This is a genomic window from Parabacteroides goldsteinii DSM 19448 = WAL 12034, assembly GCF_000969835.1.
Classification (GTDB): domain Bacteria; phylum Bacteroidota; class Bacteroidia; order Bacteroidales; family Tannerellaceae; genus Parabacteroides; species Parabacteroides goldsteinii.
This window is the reverse complement of the sequence record NZ_KQ033912.1, coordinates 903,126-922,456: the sequence shown is the minus strand read 5'-3', so window position 1 is coordinate 922,456 and position 19,331 is coordinate 903,126. Positions and strand designations below refer to the sequence as shown.

Here is a 19,331-nt window from a genome sequence, read left to right as displayed (position 1 = left end):
GTATTCTATTATTGCTTTAGTTTACCTAATCTGTCCTCAATCATAGCGGCGATTTCGTCATCACCCTTATAGTTGTTCTTCAGGTTGTTCAGATAAGCACGTGCCTGAAGGTCGTCTCCCTGGCGGATATAAATATCGGCCCAAAGGATGAAACCGCGTGCCAGCCAGTACTGGTGAGGCGTGCCGTTCTTGGCGAAGTCTTCCAGGATCTTTTCCGCATTCTTATCGTCGTTGGTATCGTAGAAGTACTGGGCCAGCAGGTATTTAGCTTCGGCACCGTGTACCGTACGGGTGTCTTTGCTGAGAATTGTCAGGTCTTCGACGGCTTTAGCCGGCTGTTTGTGGTCGATGTAGGCTTTAGCACGGATATAACGGGCTTCGGCTTCCACTTCGGGTGACAGTTTCGGATCTTTCAGCAATTCGTTGGCTGCCAGTTGAGCTTCCTCCTGTTGTCCGGTCTGTAAAGCACAACGCATGATGCCTAAACGGGCAGCTTGCTTGTTCTCCGGATTTTCGGCTATGATCTGTAAGCGCTTGAAGCTTTCCAGCGCAGCAGGGAAGTCCTGAGTGAGGTATTGCATTTCTGCCGTGCGGGCCACCGATTCTTCAAGGAATTTGGTATCTCCGCTCTCGATAACCGATTTGAAACGCTGAAGTGCTTCGTCGTATTCTTTCTTGCTAAAGGCGATGCTTCCCAGATAATAGTTCGCATTCGAGCTGAAAGCGCCTTCGGGGAAGGTCTGCAAATAGTTGATCAGGCTGCGGCGTGCTTCTTCGTTGTTGCCACGGTTGAAGAGTTTCTCGGCGGCAATATAGGTAAGCGAATCCTGTTCGCCGACTTCCAGACGGATATTTCCACCCAGTGAGTTGACGTAGTTGGCATACGAATTGATGTCGTTCAGGTCGATGTAAACCGACTTTAAGTCTTGTAAAGCCACTCTGGCTTCTTCGCTACCCGGATAATTGCTGATCACTTGCTTATAGGCTGTAGCCGCTTTTTCGGGTTGGTTGTCGTTGAAGTAAAGCAATCCTAACTGGATGCCGGCTTTACGGGCAAGGCTGCTTTGCGGGAACTGCTGTATCAATGTCTCGAATGCCTGTGCAGCTTGTGAACTGTTTTCAAGCAATACATAGGTACGTCCTTTTTCGAACAATGCATCGTCCACATATTGTGATTCCGGATAATCGCGGAGCAGGCGGTCCATTGCGCTGATCTTCCCTCGGTAATCTTTCTGCAAGCCCAGCAGGAAGCCTTTCTGGTAAACGGAATAGTCGCCGGCAGACGGTTGCAATTGGGCGGCATGTGTATAGTTTTCTTCAGCCTGTGCGAACTGGCGGTTCTGGTACAGGCAGTCGCCGATACGGTTGTAAGCATCTGCCAATGCCGGTGCCTGCTGGTTGTTTTCCAGATTGATATACTGGCGGAAACGGTTTTGTGCCTCTCCGTATTCTTTGAGTTTGAAATAACAATATCCCAGGTTATAATGGGCCAGTGCGTACATATCTGTATTCCGCTGGCGGGTGTTGTTCAGATAAGTACGGTAGTCTGAAATAGCCTGGCGGTAATCTCCTTTGCGATAATAGGATTCGCCGCGCCAGAAATAAGCGTCATTGCGCGATTCCATATTATAAGAACCCAGGTTGATAGCTTTCGAGAACAGGTCGACTGCTTCATCCAGCTTCATGTTGGTGAAAGCCTGCGTTCCCAGCTGGAACAGAATGTCCTGTTTGGCTTCCAGTATCTTGGTGCTCGGATGATTGATCTTATTGATAGAGTTGAGAGCTGCCTGGTAGTTCTTGGTTGTCAGGTAGACTTCCACCAGGTAGTCGTTTACTTTGTCGGCATATTGAGAGTTCGGGAAATCATTCAGGAAATCTTCGAAGATCGTAACAGATTCGCCGAATCCGGTAAAGGCAGTTTCATGGATCAGCAGCGCATAATTGAACATGGCTACTTCCTGAATCTGTTTGTCGAATGAAGAGGTTGCCGCAGCCTCGAAAGCCATACGGGCATTGTTCTTGTCTTTCAGTTTCAGGTAAGACTGTCCGAGATAGAGGTAGGCATTCTGCGAGAGTGCGTCGTTTTCGCGTACTGTCTGCGACAAGGCGTTTACGGCACTGCTGTAATTCCCTTTATTGAAATAGCAAACACCCAGAATGTACAAATCTCCTCTTAACGGGCTGTCGGTCGACGATACATATTTGCTCAACATGTTGGTCGCCTTATCCTGGTTGCCCAAATGGTAATAAGAATTACCCAGGATACGGTATACTTCGCTGTTATTCTTGCTGTTCGGATAGGAGGAGAGAAGTTCTTCCCCTTCGCTCACTACCTTTTCATATTTATTCTGTATGAAATAGATCTGTGTAATATAGTACAAGGATTGCTCGCGGTAATCCGGCATCTCTTTCAGGCGGCTGAACTCTACCAACGCGTTATTGTATTTGCCGGTTGCATAATCGATATAGGCCACATAATAGGTCGACGCTTCACGGTACTTGGTACCGATTTGCTGTATCCGCGAAAAATATCCGCGTGCCTTATCCATCTCGCCGGTCTGCAATAATGAATAGGCCAGCCGGAAGCTGTAAGCCTCCTGTTGCTCCGGACTGAGCATGTCTATATCCGATTCGTTGAACCAGAAAATAGCTTTTTGGTATTCCCCGCGTTCGAAATGAATGGAACCGATCAGGAAATTCACTTCATCGCTATGGCGTGAAGCCGGATAATCTTCCAGATAATCTTTCAATAGTTCGTCGGCATTGGGACGTCCCTGTTCATAAGCTGCATATACGATCATATAGTCAGCTTCCTGGATCAGGTCGGCATCTTTTGCATGCTGTTTATAAGCTTCCAGCTTATCGATACAACCCGGATAGTTCTTTAAACTAAACAATTCTTTACCTTCTATGAACAAACGGTCCGGTGCCTCAAACTGGTACGACCGTTGCCCGCTAGCCACATGACTTCCTACCACCAGGCACAGTGGAATAAGTATTCTTTTCATCGCTCCTTCGCTTTAATATACAGATAATAAACAGTCTCTGTTAGTTCTAAGTTGCAAACTTACATAAAAAACACCGATTTATATGCTTGCTTGCTAAAAAAGGGGAATATTCCTACACTCCTTATAACAGCACCTGAAAAAAACGTGTTAAAATCGCGTTAACATAAACCGTCCTTGAAGGCCCCTTTTGTTAAAGTTTTACCTCCATTTTAACACCAATCCTAGGGAGTGGAGTTTAAGTGGAGGTTAAGTGGAGCTTCACTGGAGCTAATACGGAGGTAAAACGGCGATTTTTGTGTTAAAATCGATAAGGATATTTGTGTATATTTAACTGGTTTTCCGTGAACACATTTTTGGCTGGAGGGGGCGTTTTGCGCTTGGTGGGTGGGAGGGATCATAAAAATAAAACCGCCGCGAATCACTTCGGGGCGGTTTCAGATTCCACATTTACCATCAATTATGTTTTATATAATTATGTGGAGTATTTTTTGTTCTTGTTTTATTTAATCATCTTATAATAAGTCTTCTTAGCCCAGAAGAGGTTGGTGTAATAACCACTTGGCTCTTCGTAGTTTTTGGCGATAGCAGCCTGGCAGTTTTCGCTGTTGTAAGTCAACTCATCGTTTGGATAAGGCAAACGGTTAGGAGGAGTCGGATAATTTGTTACCTGGTCGTCAGTAGCAAATGAAATAGTCGGATAACCTGTACGACGTACCACATTCCATGCTCCTAATTTATCCAAATAGCCGAAGTTTAACCAAAGCTGTGTGCAAATAACTTCCTGTGTCGGTTTCCAGATCTTTTCAGCATAAGCTGTAATATCTGTTGTGCTTGGACGGACCAACTCGCGGTAACCATAATAACTGTCGTTGCCTTCCTTAGCCAATGATGAACTTTCTTTTTGATCCCAGTAATATTCGCAAGATTGTTCCACACCAGTGATGAAGTTACTTTTTGCCAAATCTGCGTTTGCAGCAACACCATATCCCATCAGATAAGCTTCCGCTTTGCTGAAACTTACTTCTGCGGCACTCAGCCACAAACCGAAGAGGTTTTCATTGCCTTGATATTCAGCCCAACCTGCTACAGCTAATGAGTCTATTTTATTAAAATAGTTTGAAGTCATAAGACCTTTTTGGGCATATTCTTGTTTTTTCTGATCATTCAAATTGGTAATTTCGGCATTTGTCATACGAATATCGTAAGCAATATATTCACCGTCAGGATTGCAATCATACATGGCTGCAATACGCGGGTCGGTATTTGCATCTGGAATTCCGTTTGCCGGAAGATTCATGACATTTAAAACATTCTGAGTGGCACCGCCATTACCATGAAGTGCTTGTGACAGACTTTTACCAAAGTTGAATTTATCTGTTTGAGTATCGGCTGTAACACCCATGTTTTCTTGATTATTGTCGATAAGCGGATATTTAGTCGGATTGTTTAGGATCTCAGCAATAGCAGCATGTGCCTCGGATACACAATCACCGCCGGTAGACAAATGAAGTGCAATACGCAAACGAAGGGAGTTGACATATTTTTGCCATTGTGTTGCATTGCCGGCTGCTACTGTATAGTCTTGACGAGATAATGCTGTAAGACCTGTTGCATCCACATTACCATTAGCAAAATAGTCGCCTACTTCTTTTAAGTCTGCAAGGATTTGTTTGTAAAGCGTTACGTCATCATCATAAACACATTTTTTCTTGGCTGCATTATAATCGCCATCTCTCCACAGTGTACCTGCACCATTGAAAGGGACATCCCCGAATACTGACAGCATTTCATGAAGCTGCGCTTCAACAAGTGTACGGCTCAAATAATAGAATACAATGTTAGAAGACTTCACACTTTCTTCTAAATTGTTGTATGTATGTTCCAATACACGGTGTTGGGTCAACATGGTGTAAAATTCTTTCCAGCGGTCGTCATAACGGCCTTCGCCTGCTCCCATGAAACGTCCACGTGAGTTGTCATTACCGATGATGCCGGAGAAAAGGCCGGAGGTAGTTGTTTGTATGTAATGACGATAATAGATCGGGTTCATCCATGTATTCCCAGCTTGCATGACTCCTGTGAATACCTGAGGTACAGCCACTGTGGACGTTTTAGATGGATCTGTGTACTTATCGTCGTAGTCAGCATTTGAACATGACGTGACCGACATAAGTGTAAGCCCGGTTAATGCTAATGAAATTATCTTTTTCATAAAATTGATTCTTTGTTTTAATATGATTTCAATGAATTATAATATTAGAAGCTGGCACGGACAGAGAAACCGAATGTACGGGCACTTGCCGTAGAGCCACCAATTTGTGACTGGCTGATCCAGTCTGTACCATCGGTGGTTTCAGAATCGAACAACTTCAATGTGCGGTAAACATAGAATGGGTTGCGAACGAAGCCGGAAACAGTCAATCTGCTGCAAGCAAATTTGTTAGTTAAATTTACCGGTAAAGTATAACCTAAACTGATTTCACGACATTTGATATAGCTATTTTTCTGGATAGCTTCCTGATATGTCATTGTAGCGCTTGTTCCCCAGCCATAGCTACCGTCATTAGCTTCAAATTGAGTCACTATGATGTCATTTGGAGTACCGTCTTCTTTTACACCCGGAAGGATCAAACCGTTGTCCCATACATAATGACCGTTGATCATGGTTTCACCGCGTTTGTAGTTGGCCATTTCACCAGCATTGACTACGCGAATAGAACCCTTGTCGGCTAAATTGTCTGTTTCGCTATAATAGAATATACCACCTGTTTCATGATCACGAACGCCAATAGCATCTGTAATATTACCTACGGACTTCATATATTGCCAAGGCTGGTTGATCAAGCAACCGCCAAAACGGAAGTCGAATGCCATGTCAAGAGTGAAGTTCTTATAGCTCAGGCTGGTACCAAAACCTCCGGTTACCTTAGGCATGGCATTGCCTACTTTGTGTCTTTTAGATGTATCTGTGATATACAAACCGTTTTCGCCTACGATTCTGTTGCCGTTTTCGTCAGTTTTCCAAGTATAAGTGTACCAGTCACCCATTGCTTCTCCTACATGAGATTCAAGTGTGGCTGCACCACCGTCGATGCTAACATGGCTTAGGACGTCAAGACCGTCAACTAGCTTCTTCACTGTATTTTTGTTCCAAGCCACGTTGGCACGTAAATCCCATTTCCAATCTTTGTTTTCGATCGGAGTACCGTATACATTCAATTCAATACCCTTATTGGCAAGTTCACCTACGTTCATCAACATACTGTTTGCTCCCATAGATGTAGCAGCAGTAGCCGGAAGAATCTGGTCTTTGATTGTATTTGTATAGAAGTTGAATTCCATACCCAAACGGTTGTTCAGGAATTTGTTTTCAATACCAACTTCAATCTCATGTTTTGTTTCCGGTTTAATACTTTCGTTACCGATAGAACTTGGAATTGTATTATAAGTATATACATTGTTGCGTGTCAAAGATCCTTGTTCGAAGGCTAAGTTAGCACGGTAAATTTCAGGAGCGTTACCAACGATACCGTATGATAAACGTATTTTACCATAATTCCACCATGACGGATTCTTGTCACCCAACAGTTCTGTATACAATAAACTTGCACTGACTGACGGATACCAGAATGAATTGTTGCCATGTCTTAAAGTAGAAGTCTTTTCTTGGCGGATAGATCCTTCCAAAAATCCCCAGTTGTTATATCCGTAACTAGCAGTTAAGAATGCACCGGTCTTTAGAAGATCTCTTTTTGTCATAGATGCATTCTTGGTACCTACTGATGCATTCAGATGGAACCAGTTTTCTTGTGTTAAACCTTGTGAAGTACTTACGGATGATTCGTAGAAAGATTCCTGACGGGCATTCCATCCTAAGTTGGCTGTAATGTTATGAACATCGGCAAATGTTTTGTCGAACATCAACATGATATCACTATACACGATTGAATAGCGGTTGTTTTTCAAACCATAAGAATCGCTATATTGACCGTTGGTAGAAAAGACATGGGCATTCTCCGTATTGTTCTTATTCTCGATTTTGTCAATTGTGAGGTCGGTAGCCAAACGTCCACTTAATGTTAAGCCCGGAATAATTTCCCAAGTAGGGTTCACTGAACCGATAAAACGTTGGTGTTCTTCTTCCTGAACCTTACCTAAAATATTCCAGAAATATTCAGACATCAAGGAGGTAGACCCCATTGGAGTATAAAGGAACTGCTCGTCTGGAGTTAGTGTATTAGGTGTACCACCGTTGCCAGCATAAATACTATTCTGGTAGCCTAAGCTAGTTACTGTATGGTCGCGGATGTAAGCCACATCAGTGAAGCCACTGAACATACCTGAATAGTTTGTCACTAAACGACTGATACGATATGCACGGTTCTTGATGAACTGGTTCTGATAAGTAGCTGAATAATTTAATTTAAGATTCTTTGTAATGTCATAAGCTCCACTCAAATTGAAGTTATGCTTGTGGTTATTGGAATTCAACTGCATGGATTTTGCATCGTTGAACGTATAAGATAAACGGACATTGTTACGCTCAGAGCTGTTAGTCATAGACAAGTTGTATGTCTGATTAACACCTGTGCGGAAGATGTCGTTCCATTGATTATGGTCAATTGGTGTAAATGCACGCTCGTTGCCATCAAAATAAGTAACAGACTTGTTTGCGTCATATTTTGCACCCCAAGAGTAATAAGTTTCACGGTTTGTTGTTGTAATCGGATTACCATTGCGGTCTACACGAAGATTACGAAAACCGGTCAAAGCCGATTGGTCATTCATTCCGAGTACATAGTTATCATACCCGGGGCCATATTCTTTTTGAATTTCGGGCATATAAGCAACTTTATCGAAACTTACGTTTGCACTGAAGTCGACGTGAGTGCCTGTACCGTTCTTTGCTTTTTTCGTAGTGATCATCACAACACCGTTGGCTGCTTCCGAACCATACAAAGCAGAAGCGGCTGCACCTTTTAAGATAGAGATGTTTTCGATATCTTCAGGGTTGATATCAACCATACCGTTTGATTCAATACGTTGGTTCGTCCAATAACCGTCTTTGTTAGCATTACCGTTACGGATGGGAACACCGTCCATGATGATTAAAGGTTGTGTGTTACCCGTAATTGAAGAAAGACCACGTACTGAGATAGAAACAGCTGATGTACCGCCACCGGGAGCAGACTGGATACTAACACCGGCAGCTTTACCATATAGACCGGTTGCTAAAGTTGTACCTCCGGTTCTTGTCAATTCTTCTGAAGAAACAGTACTTACGGCATAACCTAATTTCTTGGCATCTTTCTTGATACCCAAAGCTGTTACGACTACTTCGTCCAGCTTCTGAGTGTCTTCTGCTAGTTTAATGTTTAATGAAGGCTGGCCTGTGTAGGTGACTTCCTGAGTAGCATATCCGATAAAAGAAATCTGGATAATGTCTCCGTTTTTTACTCCTTCTAAATTGAATTTACCATCCATATCGGTAATACTACCGTGGGTGGTTCCTTTGATCACTACTGACGCTCCGGCAACAGGTCCGAAATCATCTTCTACAACACCGTTTACTTTACCACTTTGTTGGGTAATAGCGGTTTCTTGCTTTTCTGGCGCTAAATTGGCATATACACTTGTAGGAAGTGTTATTGCTCCTGCGACAAGAATTAAGCTGACAGGTTTGAAGTGTTTCAACATAATTAATGAGTTTATTTATAATAATACTAGTGTTAGTGGAGTTACTTTAGATTTGACGTTTATTGATGTTTTTGATCTTAGTTCTAAAAGAACTATGTTGAAACAAGAATAAAAAGACTATAATTATCAATAGTATCACCATGGTTAAGTAGAGTTAAAAAACTTTTTTTATAAGATTGTTTTTTCAAGTGTTCTATTTGTTACTTTTCGTCCTATTAATAAATATTGCTTAAATAATCTAGGGGGATATTACACTAAACCAACTAGTTTATGATTCTATTAAAATATACAATATGAGTGTAATCAAAGGGTGAAGTTTACGTTAAAGTATAGAGTGGTGTTTATATATACCTTGTTATTGTAAATGTTAAAAATAAAGCATAATCCTTCTTTTGTTGACGTAAAATAACAGTATGTAATAAATTATTAATATATTTGTGCCGAATATTTAGTATGGAGTTCTTTTAGAACTATGATGTTTTTTATGATTATATATCCTCTTTTTTTGAAAAAAATCTAATAAACAGGATGTAGTATAAAAATTGTAACACAGAAAATAAGAAGGACGGAATATTCCGTCCTCTAATTGTCAATTGATAGATGAATCGATGGAAGTTAACAGTTGTTTTCTTTGTAAAGTCTAATGGCCTTCTTTATCGACATCAACCCGAACTCTTCCGCTTTCAACTCTTCCTTTTTCACGATAACGATTTCGGCGGCATCATCTTCCGCATGGACACCTATGAAATCCTTTACATGGCATTCAAAGAACATATCTACCGTGTGCACTTCGAAACCGCAATACATATATAAATTAGGAATGGAAAAAAGATAACGGCATTCGGTAATATCCAGTCCTGTTTCTTCTTTTACTTCGCGGTGTGCCGCATCTTCCGCTGATTCGAACATATCGACGAATCCGCCCGGCAGGTCGAGCGTCCCTTTGGCAGGTTCTTTAGCCCGGCGCACCAGTAGAATCTCTCCGGCGGTATTTCGGATGAAACAGGCTACTGCCGAAGAAGGATTGAAATAGTATACGAAACCGCATGTCGTACACTGTTTCGCTTTTTCATTACGTTCGATGAAAGTGTTGGCTCCACATTTGGGGCAATAGATAAATTGATGCAAAGGATGGTTCATGTCTCTGATAATTAAGTGATATATAAAAAAGAAGGGCGACCTCAGGCCGCCCTTGATCCGGGGCAGAACCCCAGTGAATACGATTACTCTTTCACTTCCCAACCCAAAGCGCTGGCTCCCAATACGGCAGCATCGCTTTCTTTCAATTGAGAGAAAAGAAGTTTTGTTTTACCTTCGTAAACCTTCAGCATGTTCTTGTCCATAGAACGTTTGATCGGATTCATGATCAGATCGCCTGCCTTGGTAAGACCACCGAACAGAATAATGGCTTCCGGGCTGGAGAATGCAACAGCATCAGCAAAAGCTTCACCCAGGATATTTCCTGTAAATTCGAAGATTTCAAGTGCCAGTTTATCATTCTTCATGGCTGCATCGAATACATCTTTTGAAGTGATTTCATCCGGATCCAGATCGCGCAACAGACTTTCGTCTTTGCGGATTTCGAGGTATTCACGGGCTGTACGTGCTACACCGGTAGCGGATGCATATGTTTCAAGGCATCCCTGACGACCGCAACCGCAAGGACGGCCATTGTTACGACGCATAATCACGTGTCCCAACTCACCGGCAAAACCGTCATGTCCGTAAACCAGATTACCTCCGATAACGATACCGCTACCTACACCTGTTCCCAAAGTGATAACGATAAAGTCTTTCATACCACGTGCTGCACCGTAAGTCATTTCACCGATTGCAGCAGCGTTGGCGTCGTTAGTCAATGCAACGGGAATACCGCCGATTTGTTCGCTGATCAACTGTGCCAAAGGTATTTTACCTTTCCATGGAAGGTTCGGGGCAAATTCGATACAACCGTTGAAGAAGTTACCGTTAGGAGCTCCTACGCCGACACCTTTGATTTTGTCCGGACCTCCGGCCTGGTCGATTACTGATAAAAGACCTTGTCCCAGTTCCGCAACATATTCTTCTATATCAGTATATTTACCAGTTTTGATTGATCCACTGTACAAGATTGTTCCTCTTGCATCTACTACGCCGAAAACAGTATTGGTACCACCTATATCAATACCTACTACATAAGGCTTCTCCATGATTTTATATTTATGATTAATAATGAGTCTTTCTGGATAGCAAATATAAGAGGAATATGCTTAGCTGCAATGATTTTATTAAAAAAAATGCTGAATAGTATCAGTTTTCAAATGTGACAATAAATGTAACTTTACTTAATAACCGGATCAAAATACGTCATTTTCAACTTTTTTCTTTCCGGTGACAACCGTTCTTTAGGTGTTTTTTTTATATTTGGTAGATTCTTAACCCATTAATGAATAACACTATGCCACAGGTTTCAGACATACGGCTTATGGTCCGGGCGGAACAACCTGTTTTATCGACCCGTACGAAAGTCAGTTACAAGGATTTAGAGTGGACGCTTGCCCGAAAACGTCAGGATGCACTGGCCCTTCTCCGGAAAACAGGGGAATATATGACGGATGTGCCTTTTATCATTTACTACGATTATCTGAATATGGATATATATGACCTGGATGTGGAAATTTGTTTCCCTGTGTCCTGCCTGATGGAAGGAGACGAAAACGTCCGGTCACGCGTAATACCGCAATCCAAAGTCGTGCATTGTTTATTTAAAGGCGATTACGAAGAAATTAATTATTTATATGGCGAGATGACTTTCTGGATGATGCAGAAAGGATACGAGCCGGAAGGTACGGCCTATGAATTTTATTACCGGCGGAAAGAGGAACCTTTCGATGACGGGTTAACCAAAATTGTATTGCCGGTGAAGAGCTGATACAATTTTGGTTAAGGTATTGCCTTTTTTATTTAGCCGGTAGTATTTCGATCCAGTAATCGTCCGGGTCGTTAATGAAATACAATCCCATGGCGGTATTTTCGTAACATACGCAATCCATTTCCTTATGGAATTTGCGTACTTCGTCGTAATCGCCGGCTACACGAAAACAGAGATGGCTTTCGTTATCTCCCAGTTCGTACGGCTCGTTACGGTCTTTCAGCCAGGTCAGTTCCAGCAGGAAACCTGTCTGGTCGTCTGTCAGGTAAACGAGAACGAAAGAGCCGTCGGCTGCTTCCTTGCGGTGATGTTCCTTCAGACCCAGCGCTTTGTTATAGAAAGCAATGCTTCTTTCGAGGTCGAGGACGTTGATGTTGAAATGATCAAATCTACTTTTGATTTCCATACTTGTTTTCTTTATAAATTAAAAATCAGTGCTTTCTCCGGGATAGGACAACAGGATATAACGGCATCCCTTCGATTCGGCATAAGGGCCGAATGCTACTACTTCGGCGGGACGCTCCCAAAAGTGCATAGGGACTAAAACGTCAGTCTTTATCCGGTCGACAAACTGTTCCGCTCCCCGCATAAAATCAGTTCCGATACGCGGATCGACCGGAAACATGGCGAGATGCAGATGTCTGGTTGCCTGAGCCAGTATATCCAGTTCCCGCAAATAATCGCCTTCGGCTTTAGCCACTTCCTGTGGTGTCGATTCGTCTTTCCAGTGCCAGTTATTCAGGTCGCCGGCATGAAACAGCAGTTTGCCTTCCGCTTCTATCAGGAAAGAAATGCCTACATCAGTCGAGCCGAATGCCCGGATACGGATATTTTCATCTTCAAAAACGTCCCCTTTCTTAAGGTAAACAGCATCTTCGGCTGTCGCCCGGTGGCGTTTCAGAATATCTTTGGAGAAAATATATTTGATATCCGACTTAATCTTTTTCCATTTCAGGACGTCCGGGTTGAAATGATCCGGATGGAAATGGGAGGATAATATATATAATGTACCCGCGCGTCGGAGCAGTTCATCGTGGACAAATCCCGTATCCGGTGTTTTCCCCGTATCTTTAAAATAATCGATCAGGATAGTATATCCTTCTGTTTCGATCGCAAAGCCACTGTGATAAATATATGTAAGTCTCATACTGTATTCTTTTATTTTCATGTAAATAAAACATGATACGGTGTGATTAAGTTGTTTTTGGCGATACAAATATACAAAAGGATGAATGAAACAGATAATAGTTACCGTACGAATGTAAATAATATAGGATACTGGTTTTGGTTTTCTGCCGAACAAACTGATTGTCGATAGCTGTCAGTAATGTTGTTGATAGCTATCGGTAATTTTGTTAATAACTATAAGTAATATTGCTGATAGCTGTCGACAATAACTTACATAACTGTATAAAATTGATAACATCTTGTGGGTTAGTCTTGTAGGTAGTGTAAGTATAGTTTGCAAATGTAATATTGTTTTTGGTTATTCCCTGCTATTTTATTTGATGAATTTATAAATAAAATGAATGGGGCAATGCAGTATATTTCGTAGTTGTCGGTTTATTTAGTAAGCATTCCTTGATTATTTGTGTTTATCTGATAACAAAACGATAGTTAATATCTTGTAAAAATTAGTACCTTGTGATACAAGGTATCTTATATAAATATATATTTGTTGCGTCAGAGGGTAAAAAAGTTTCTTAAATGTGTAACATTTTTTACAAAGTGTACGTCTAATAAAGAAAAGTAATGACAAATATGATGATTCAGCTGAAAGGAATTAACAAAACGTATTTCAATGGTGCTCCGCTGCATGTCTTGAAAGGCATAGACCTGGAGATCGAAAAAGGAGAGATGGTTTCCATTATGGGGGCATCCGGTTCGGGGAAATCGACGCTATTGAACATACTGGGGATTTTGGATACTTACGATACTGGTACCTATCATTTAAACGGACAATTGATTCAGAACCTCAGCGAAAGCCGTGCAGCTGAACTTCGTAACCAGATGATCGGTTTCATTTTCCAGTCATTTAATCTGATCTCTTTCAAGAATGCGGTGGAGAATGTCGCCTTGCCACTCTATTATCAGGGTATAAACCGCAAGAAACGGAATGCGATGGCAATGGAATATCTGGATATGGTCGGACTGAAAGACTGGGCGGAACATATGCCTAACGAAATGTCGGGTGGACAGAAACAGCGTGTAGCCATTGCCCGTGCCTTGATTGCTAAACCGCAGGTGATCCTGGCCGATGAACCGACCGGTGCACTCGACAGTAAAACGACGGTCGAAGTAATGGAACTTCTGCGTAATGTAAATAAAGAAGGTATGACTATGATTATCGTGACTCACGAGCAATCCGTAGCCAATGTGACCGAAAAGATTATCCGTGTAAAGGATGGTTTGATAGAAAACATCGAAAAAGGAGAAGGATATGTTCGACTTTGATAATTTCCGGGAAATATGGAGTACGATTCAAAAGAATAAGCTCCGTACGTTCCTTACCGGCTTTTCCGTAGCATGGGGGATCTTCATGCTGATCGTTTTGCTGGGAGCTGGCAACGGACTGAAGAATGGTATCATGCACAACTTTGACCGTTGGGCGGGGAACCGTGTGGAGACATGGCCTCGTTATGCCAGCAAACCCTATAAAGGGATGCAGACCAACCGACGGATCGAATATAAAGATGATGACTTGGTGGCCTTGAGACAGCAGAATCCCGAAGTGAACCTGGTATCAGGTGTCCTTTACCAAAGCGATACGCTTTCGTATAAAGAAGAATATAACTCTTATTCTTTACAGGGGGTACATCCGGATAAAGCTATCATCGACAAGATTAAAATGACGGTTGGTAACGGACGTTTTATTAATGAAGTAGATATACTTCAGAAAAGAAAAGTGATAGTTATAAGTCCCCGTATAAAAGAAGTGCTTTTCCGTTCGGAGGATCCGTTAGGAAAATATGTGAATGCTGGCGATGTTCCTTATCAGGTGGTCGGAGTTTATACGGATGAGGACAACAATAATAATGCTCCGGCTTATATTCCTTTCTCTACGGCACAGCAACTTTACCGCTCCGGTTATGGGTTGGATAATATTATTTTCTCCCTGGATGGTATTAATACCAAAGAGGAATACGAAGCATTTGAGAAACGTTTCCGTCAGCAGATGGGGAAACGGCATATGTTTGATCCGGAAGATCTGCGGGCAATCGGTATGTGGAGCACGATTGAAGATTTTGCCATGTTTAACGGGATGTTGAATGGTATAGCTCTGTTTATCTGGATAATCGGTATCGGAACTTTGGCCGCAGGTATTGTGGGAGTCAGTAATATCATGTTGATTACTGTTCGGGAACGAACCCGTGAGTTTGGTATCCGTAAGGCGATTGGAGCAACTCCTTTTTCCATACTGAAACTGATCATCGTAGAGTCTATCCTGATAACGGCCGTTTTCGGTTATGTCGGCATGATTGCCGGAGTTGGACTGACAGAAGGCATTAACTTCATTATGGAAAATGCCAAGATGGGACAAGCCTCTTCCAGCGATGATATGAGTACCTTTTTGAATCCTACGGTCGACCTGACCGTTGCTTTGATGTCAACGTTGCTTATTGTTGGTGCAGGAGTGCTGGCTGGTTATTTTCCGGCTCGTAAAGCAGTGAAAATTACGGCTATCGAAGCCATGAGAAACGAATAAATACAGATAGATATGTTCGATATAGACCGTTGGGTAGAGATATGGGTGACTATCACCCGCAACAAGACCAGAAGCCTCTTGACCGGGTTCGGGGTGTTTTGGGGAATCCTGATGCTTGTTATCCTGTTAGGGTCGGGTACCGGCTTCAAGAACGGAGTATGGAAGAATGTGAATGGTTTCGCTACTAATTCAGCTTTTTTCTTTTCCGAACGTACCGGCGAGCCTTATAAAGGCTACAAGAAAGGACGTTACTGGCAGATGCGTAACCGTGACCTGGAAACAATCCGTAACCGTGTGAAAGGTGTGCGTTATTTGTCGCCGATGGCTATGTCATGGGGCGGACAAAATAATGTGGTGAGAGGACAGAAAGCCGGCACTTATAATGTGCGCGGTGTACATTCCGAATATTTTAATATAGAAACGCAGCACGTACTGGAAGGGCGTTTACTGAATGAGGTAGACGTAAAAGAAAAACGTAAGGTTTGCCTGATCGGTAGTATTGTGCGCGAAGTGTTGTTCACTCCCGGTGAAGATCCGATCGGAGAGTATATCCGTGTAAATGGCATTTACTATCAGGTCGTGGGCGTTGTGAAACCTAAGCCACGTGTACAGATCGGAGGACGTACGGAGGAAAGTATCATGTTGCCTTTTACTACCTTACAGCAGGTGGCCAACCAGGGGGATAAGTTCTGGTTCCTGTGTGCAACCGCCGATGACGGTTATTCATGCGACAGGATGGTGGAAGATATAACGGATGTTTTGAAATCACAAAATGAAATATCGCCTACCGACCCGCAAGCCGTCAGCAGTTTTACGATTGCCAAGCAATTCGATAGTTTTGAAACACTATTTACCGGGATCAATATTCTGGTATGGTTGGTTGGAATGGGTACTTTGCTGGCTGGGATCATTGGGGTCAGTAACATTATGATGGTGACGGTAAAAGAACGTACCCGCGAGATTGGTGTACGCCGTGCAATCGGGGCTAAGCCGTTCGATATTATATCCCAGATCATGAGTGAGAGTTTGTTGCTTACGGCTTTGGCCGGACTGATGGGGTTAAGTTGCGGAGTTTTTCTGTTGGATGTAGCTAATAATTTATTGGCAAGCAGCGGATCGGCAGATTCTCAGGGCACTTTCTTCAGTAATCCGGAAATACATATCGGAGCCGCCGTAGCCGCAACCGTTGTTTTACTTATCAGCGGACTTATGGCTGGATTGATTCCGGCCTGGCGAGCCATGCAGATTAAGGCTATTGATGCTATCAGAGAAGAATAAGGGGAATTGAATATTATAAATTGGAAATTGAAAATTAAGATAGTTATGAAGAATCGTATCGTTAAGAAAATCCTGCGAATCATCTTTTTAGTATTGGTGGGAGCCGCCGTGGTCGGCACTTTCTACTTCTTGTGGAAAAAAGCACAACCTGTCATCACCATGTATGAAGTGGTAACTCCCAAACGCGACTCGGTAGAGACAAAGACTGTGGCGACAGGAAAGGTGGAACCGCGTGATGAGGTACTTATCAAACCGCAGATGTCCGGTATCATCTCCGAATTGCTGAAGGAAGCCGGTCAGATGGTGAAGGAAGGCGAGATTATTGCAAAGATCAAGGTAATCCCTGAAATGGTTCAGCTGAACAGTGCTGAATCGCGTGTCCGTGTGGCGAAGATCAGTCTGGAGCAGATAGAAGCTACCTACAAACGGGATGAAGATCTGCACAAGCAAGGAGTCATATCTAAAGAGGACTATGAAACCTCACTGGCTAATTATAAGAAAGCACAGGAAGAAGCAGAAAATGCACAGGATGCATTGGAGATTATCCGTGAAGGTATTTCACGTAAATCGGCATCGTCCAGTACGACACAGGTTCGTTCTACCATTACCGGTATGATTCTGGATGTTCCTATTAAAGTCGGAAACTCGGTGATCCAGTCGAATACATTCAATGACGGTACGACAATTGCTTCCGTAGCCGATATGAACAATATGATCTTCAGGGGAAAAGTGGATGAAACAGAAGTTGGACGTATCCATGAAGGTATGCCTATCAAACTGACAGTCGGTGCTTTGGATAGCCGTACGTTTGATGCCACCCTGGAATATGTAGCTCCGAAAGGAGTGGAAGAAAACGGTGCCGTCCTGTTCGAGATCAAAGCGGCCGTTCAGATGCCGGAAGATGCCTTTATCCGTGCCGGTTACAGTGCCAATGCCGAGATCGTGCTGAAACGTGCGACCGATGTCCTGACCGTTCCTGAAAGTTGTGTTGAATTCAGCGGAGACTCTACTTTCGTACAGATTGTAAAACAGGAAAAGCCGGAACAATTATTTGAGAAACGTGCTGTTACAGTCGGTTTGTCTGACGGTATCAAGATCGAAGTGAAAGAAGGTTTGTCTGAAGGTGACAAGATTCGTGGTGGTATTGTAGCTGCTAATAAGTAATAGAAATAAAAACGAATAAGCGATGAAACAAATCATATCATCCGTAGCGCTGGCCTCATTCCTTTTCTGTCTGCCCGTCAGGGCACAGGAAGTGGCAAAGCAATGGTCGCTGGAGGAATGTATCCGGTATGCTATCGAGAACAATATAGATCTGAAACAAAAGGAATTGGAACAGAAAAGCCGCGAAGTGGACTTACACACCAGTAAATATAGTTGGTTGCCCAGTGTGAATGCCAGTGTGGGGGAAAACTTTGGTTTCGGCCGCTCCGAATCGAAAGATGGTTTGATCGTAGACCGTAACTCGGCCAATACGACAGCCGGTATTCAATTGAGCATGCCTATCTTCGACGGGTTGAAAATACCGAACGATATTGCTGCACGCAAGCTGGACCTGAAAGCATCTATCGAGACTTTGAATAAGGCAAAGGAGGACTTGTCTATTAATGTGGCTTCTTACTATCTGCAAGTTCTTTATAATAAGGAAATGTTGAAGATTGCCCAATTGCAGGTAGATCTGAGCTCTGAGCAGGTGACAAAAACCGAGGCACTCTATAATGCCGGTAAAATCCCTGTTTCCCAGTTATACGATATGAAAGCCCAATTGGCAAAAGATGAAGTCACATTGACAGAATCGCAGAACAATGTGAAACTGGCTTTACTGGATCTGGCACAAAGTCTGGAATTGGAACGTGCCGGTGAAAACTTCGATGTGCTGGAACCGGAAAACGGTGATGCCATTGAACGTTACATGAGCAGTATCATTCCTCCTGACCAGGTCTATGATCATGCCGTGACATTCAAACCGCAGATCAAGGAACAGCAGTATCTGCTGGAGAGCCAGAAGAAAGCGCTCCGTATAGCCCAGGCGGGATATTATCCGAAACTGAATTTAAGTGCCGGTTACAGTACCGGTTACTATCATAACTTCGGTGACGGCGATTATAATAACGCTCCGTTCAGTGATCAGTTGAAGAATAACGGACAGAAATCAATCGGTTTAAGTCTGAGTATTCCGATCTTCAACCGTTTCCAGGTACGTAACAGCGTCCGTACCGCCCGTCTTTCCATAACTAATCGTGAGTTAATGATGGAAAACAGCAAAAAATCACTTTATAAGGAGATTCAACAGGCTTATTATAATGCAACGGCAGCACAGGAGAAATACATCTCTTCCGATAAATCAGTCGATGCAAGCAAGGTCGCTTTCTCATATGCTGAAGAACGGTATGGTGCAGGAAAAAGTACCGTATTTGAATACAGCGAAGCAAAGACGAAGTATGCGCAGAGTCTGGCTGAACAGACACAGGCAAAGTACAACTTTATCTTCCGTACCAAGATCCTTGATTTCTATAATGGAACACCAATCACTTTATAATATTATTTGCAATAAGATTAAATCCTATTTTTTAACATAATTGATTAGACACACCAAGTAGGAAGGAAGTTTCCGTGAGGAAACTTCCTTCCGTTTTTGTAAATACACATCAAAGTGAGTGAATAAATATTATATTTGTCGCAGAAAAGGGATATGAAACCTCTAAAAATACATAGTTCATGAAGAACTATG

General features: G+C 42.7%; 13 protein-coding genes. 6 read left to right on the top strand and 7 right to left on the bottom strand.

The genetic code is table 11. The features are described 5' to 3' along the window. Nucleotides 1-8 precede the first annotated feature (8 nt). The 5 genes from HMPREF1535_RS03660 to HMPREF1535_RS03640 form a co-directional block, all read right to left on the bottom strand. Nucleotides 9-3,008, bottom strand: a complete 3,000-nt coding sequence (locus HMPREF1535_RS03660) for a tetratricopeptide repeat protein (protein ID WP_046145335.1) — start codon at nucleotides 3,006-3,008, stop codon at nucleotides 9-11. Between the two features lie 499 nt (nucleotides 3,009-3,507). Beyond that, on the bottom strand, nucleotides 3,508-5,220 hold the full coding sequence (locus HMPREF1535_RS03655; protein ID WP_046145334.1) for a SusD/RagB family nutrient-binding outer membrane lipoprotein: 1,713 nt from the start codon (nucleotides 5,218-5,220) through the stop codon (nucleotides 3,508-3,510). A gap of 44 nt (nucleotides 5,221-5,264) precedes the next feature. After that, complete coding sequence (locus HMPREF1535_RS03650; RefSeq protein ID WP_046145333.1) at nucleotides 5,265-8,705, bottom strand: SusC/RagA family TonB-linked outer membrane protein; 3,441 nt, start codon at nucleotides 8,703-8,705, stop codon at nucleotides 5,265-5,267. A gap of 615 nt (nucleotides 8,706-9,320) precedes the next feature. Continuing rightward, nucleotides 9,321-9,845 (bottom strand): NUDIX domain-containing protein, encoded by a 525-nt coding sequence (locus tag HMPREF1535_RS03645; protein ID WP_046145332.1) that lies wholly within the window; start codon nucleotides 9,843-9,845, stop codon nucleotides 9,321-9,323. Nucleotides 9,846-9,928: 83 nt separating this feature from the next. Beyond that, nucleotides 9,929-10,894 carry an ROK family protein gene (locus HMPREF1535_RS03640; RefSeq protein ID WP_007654811.1) on the bottom strand — a complete coding sequence of 322 codons (966 nt, stop codon included), beginning with the start codon at nucleotides 10,892-10,894 and terminating at the stop codon, nucleotides 9,929-9,931. Between the two features lie 248 nt (nucleotides 10,895-11,142). Here HMPREF1535_RS03640 and HMPREF1535_RS03635 point away from each other — a divergent pair, with 248 nt between their 5' ends. Further along, nucleotides 11,143-11,616 (top strand): GyrI-like domain-containing protein, encoded by a 474-nt coding sequence (locus tag HMPREF1535_RS03635; RefSeq protein ID WP_007654809.1) that lies wholly within the window; start codon nucleotides 11,143-11,145, stop codon nucleotides 11,614-11,616. A gap of 28 nt (nucleotides 11,617-11,644) precedes the next feature. Here the strand turns inward: HMPREF1535_RS03635 and HMPREF1535_RS03630 are convergent, their stop codons facing one another. Continuing rightward, entirely contained in the window at nucleotides 11,645-12,022 is a 378-nt protein-coding gene (locus HMPREF1535_RS03630; protein WP_007654808.1) for a VOC family protein, read from the bottom strand. Between the two features lie 18 nt (nucleotides 12,023-12,040). After that, nucleotides 12,041-12,763 carry an MBL fold metallo-hydrolase gene (locus HMPREF1535_RS03625; protein ID WP_046146390.1) on the bottom strand — a complete coding sequence of 241 codons (723 nt, stop codon included), beginning with the start codon at nucleotides 12,761-12,763 and terminating at the stop codon, nucleotides 12,041-12,043. A gap of 617 nt (nucleotides 12,764-13,380) precedes the next feature. Between HMPREF1535_RS03625 and HMPREF1535_RS03620 the strand changes: the two genes are divergently transcribed. From HMPREF1535_RS03620 to HMPREF1535_RS03600, 5 genes are read left to right on the top strand one after another with little or no spacing between them, the layout of a single operon-like run. Continuing rightward, entirely contained in the window at nucleotides 13,381-14,070 is a 690-nt protein-coding gene (locus tag HMPREF1535_RS03620) for an ABC transporter ATP-binding protein (protein WP_044214882.1), read from the top strand. Next, nucleotides 14,057-15,322: an ABC transporter permease gene (locus HMPREF1535_RS03615; RefSeq protein ID WP_007654797.1), complete on the top strand. Its 1,266-nt coding sequence runs from the start codon at nucleotides 14,057-14,059 to the stop codon at nucleotides 15,320-15,322. The genes HMPREF1535_RS03620 and HMPREF1535_RS03615 overlap by 14 nt, the downstream gene beginning before the upstream one ends. 12 nt (nucleotides 15,323-15,334) lie before the next feature. Beyond that, on the top strand, nucleotides 15,335-16,600 hold the full coding sequence (locus tag HMPREF1535_RS03610; RefSeq protein WP_007654795.1) for an ABC transporter permease: 1,266 nt from the start codon (nucleotides 15,335-15,337) through the stop codon (nucleotides 16,598-16,600). A gap of 45 nt (nucleotides 16,601-16,645) precedes the next feature. Beyond that, the gene (locus HMPREF1535_RS03605; protein ID WP_007654793.1) at nucleotides 16,646-17,764 is read left to right on the top strand and encodes an efflux RND transporter periplasmic adaptor subunit; all 1,119 of its coding nucleotides are present in this window, start codon (nucleotides 16,646-16,648) and stop codon (nucleotides 17,762-17,764) included. 22 nt (nucleotides 17,765-17,786) lie between these two features. After that, nucleotides 17,787-19,139, top strand: coding sequence for a TolC family protein (locus HMPREF1535_RS03600; protein ID WP_046145331.1), 1,353 nt, complete (start codon nucleotides 17,787-17,789; stop codon nucleotides 19,137-19,139). The last annotated feature ends 192 nt before the right edge of the window (nucleotides 19,140-19,331 follow it).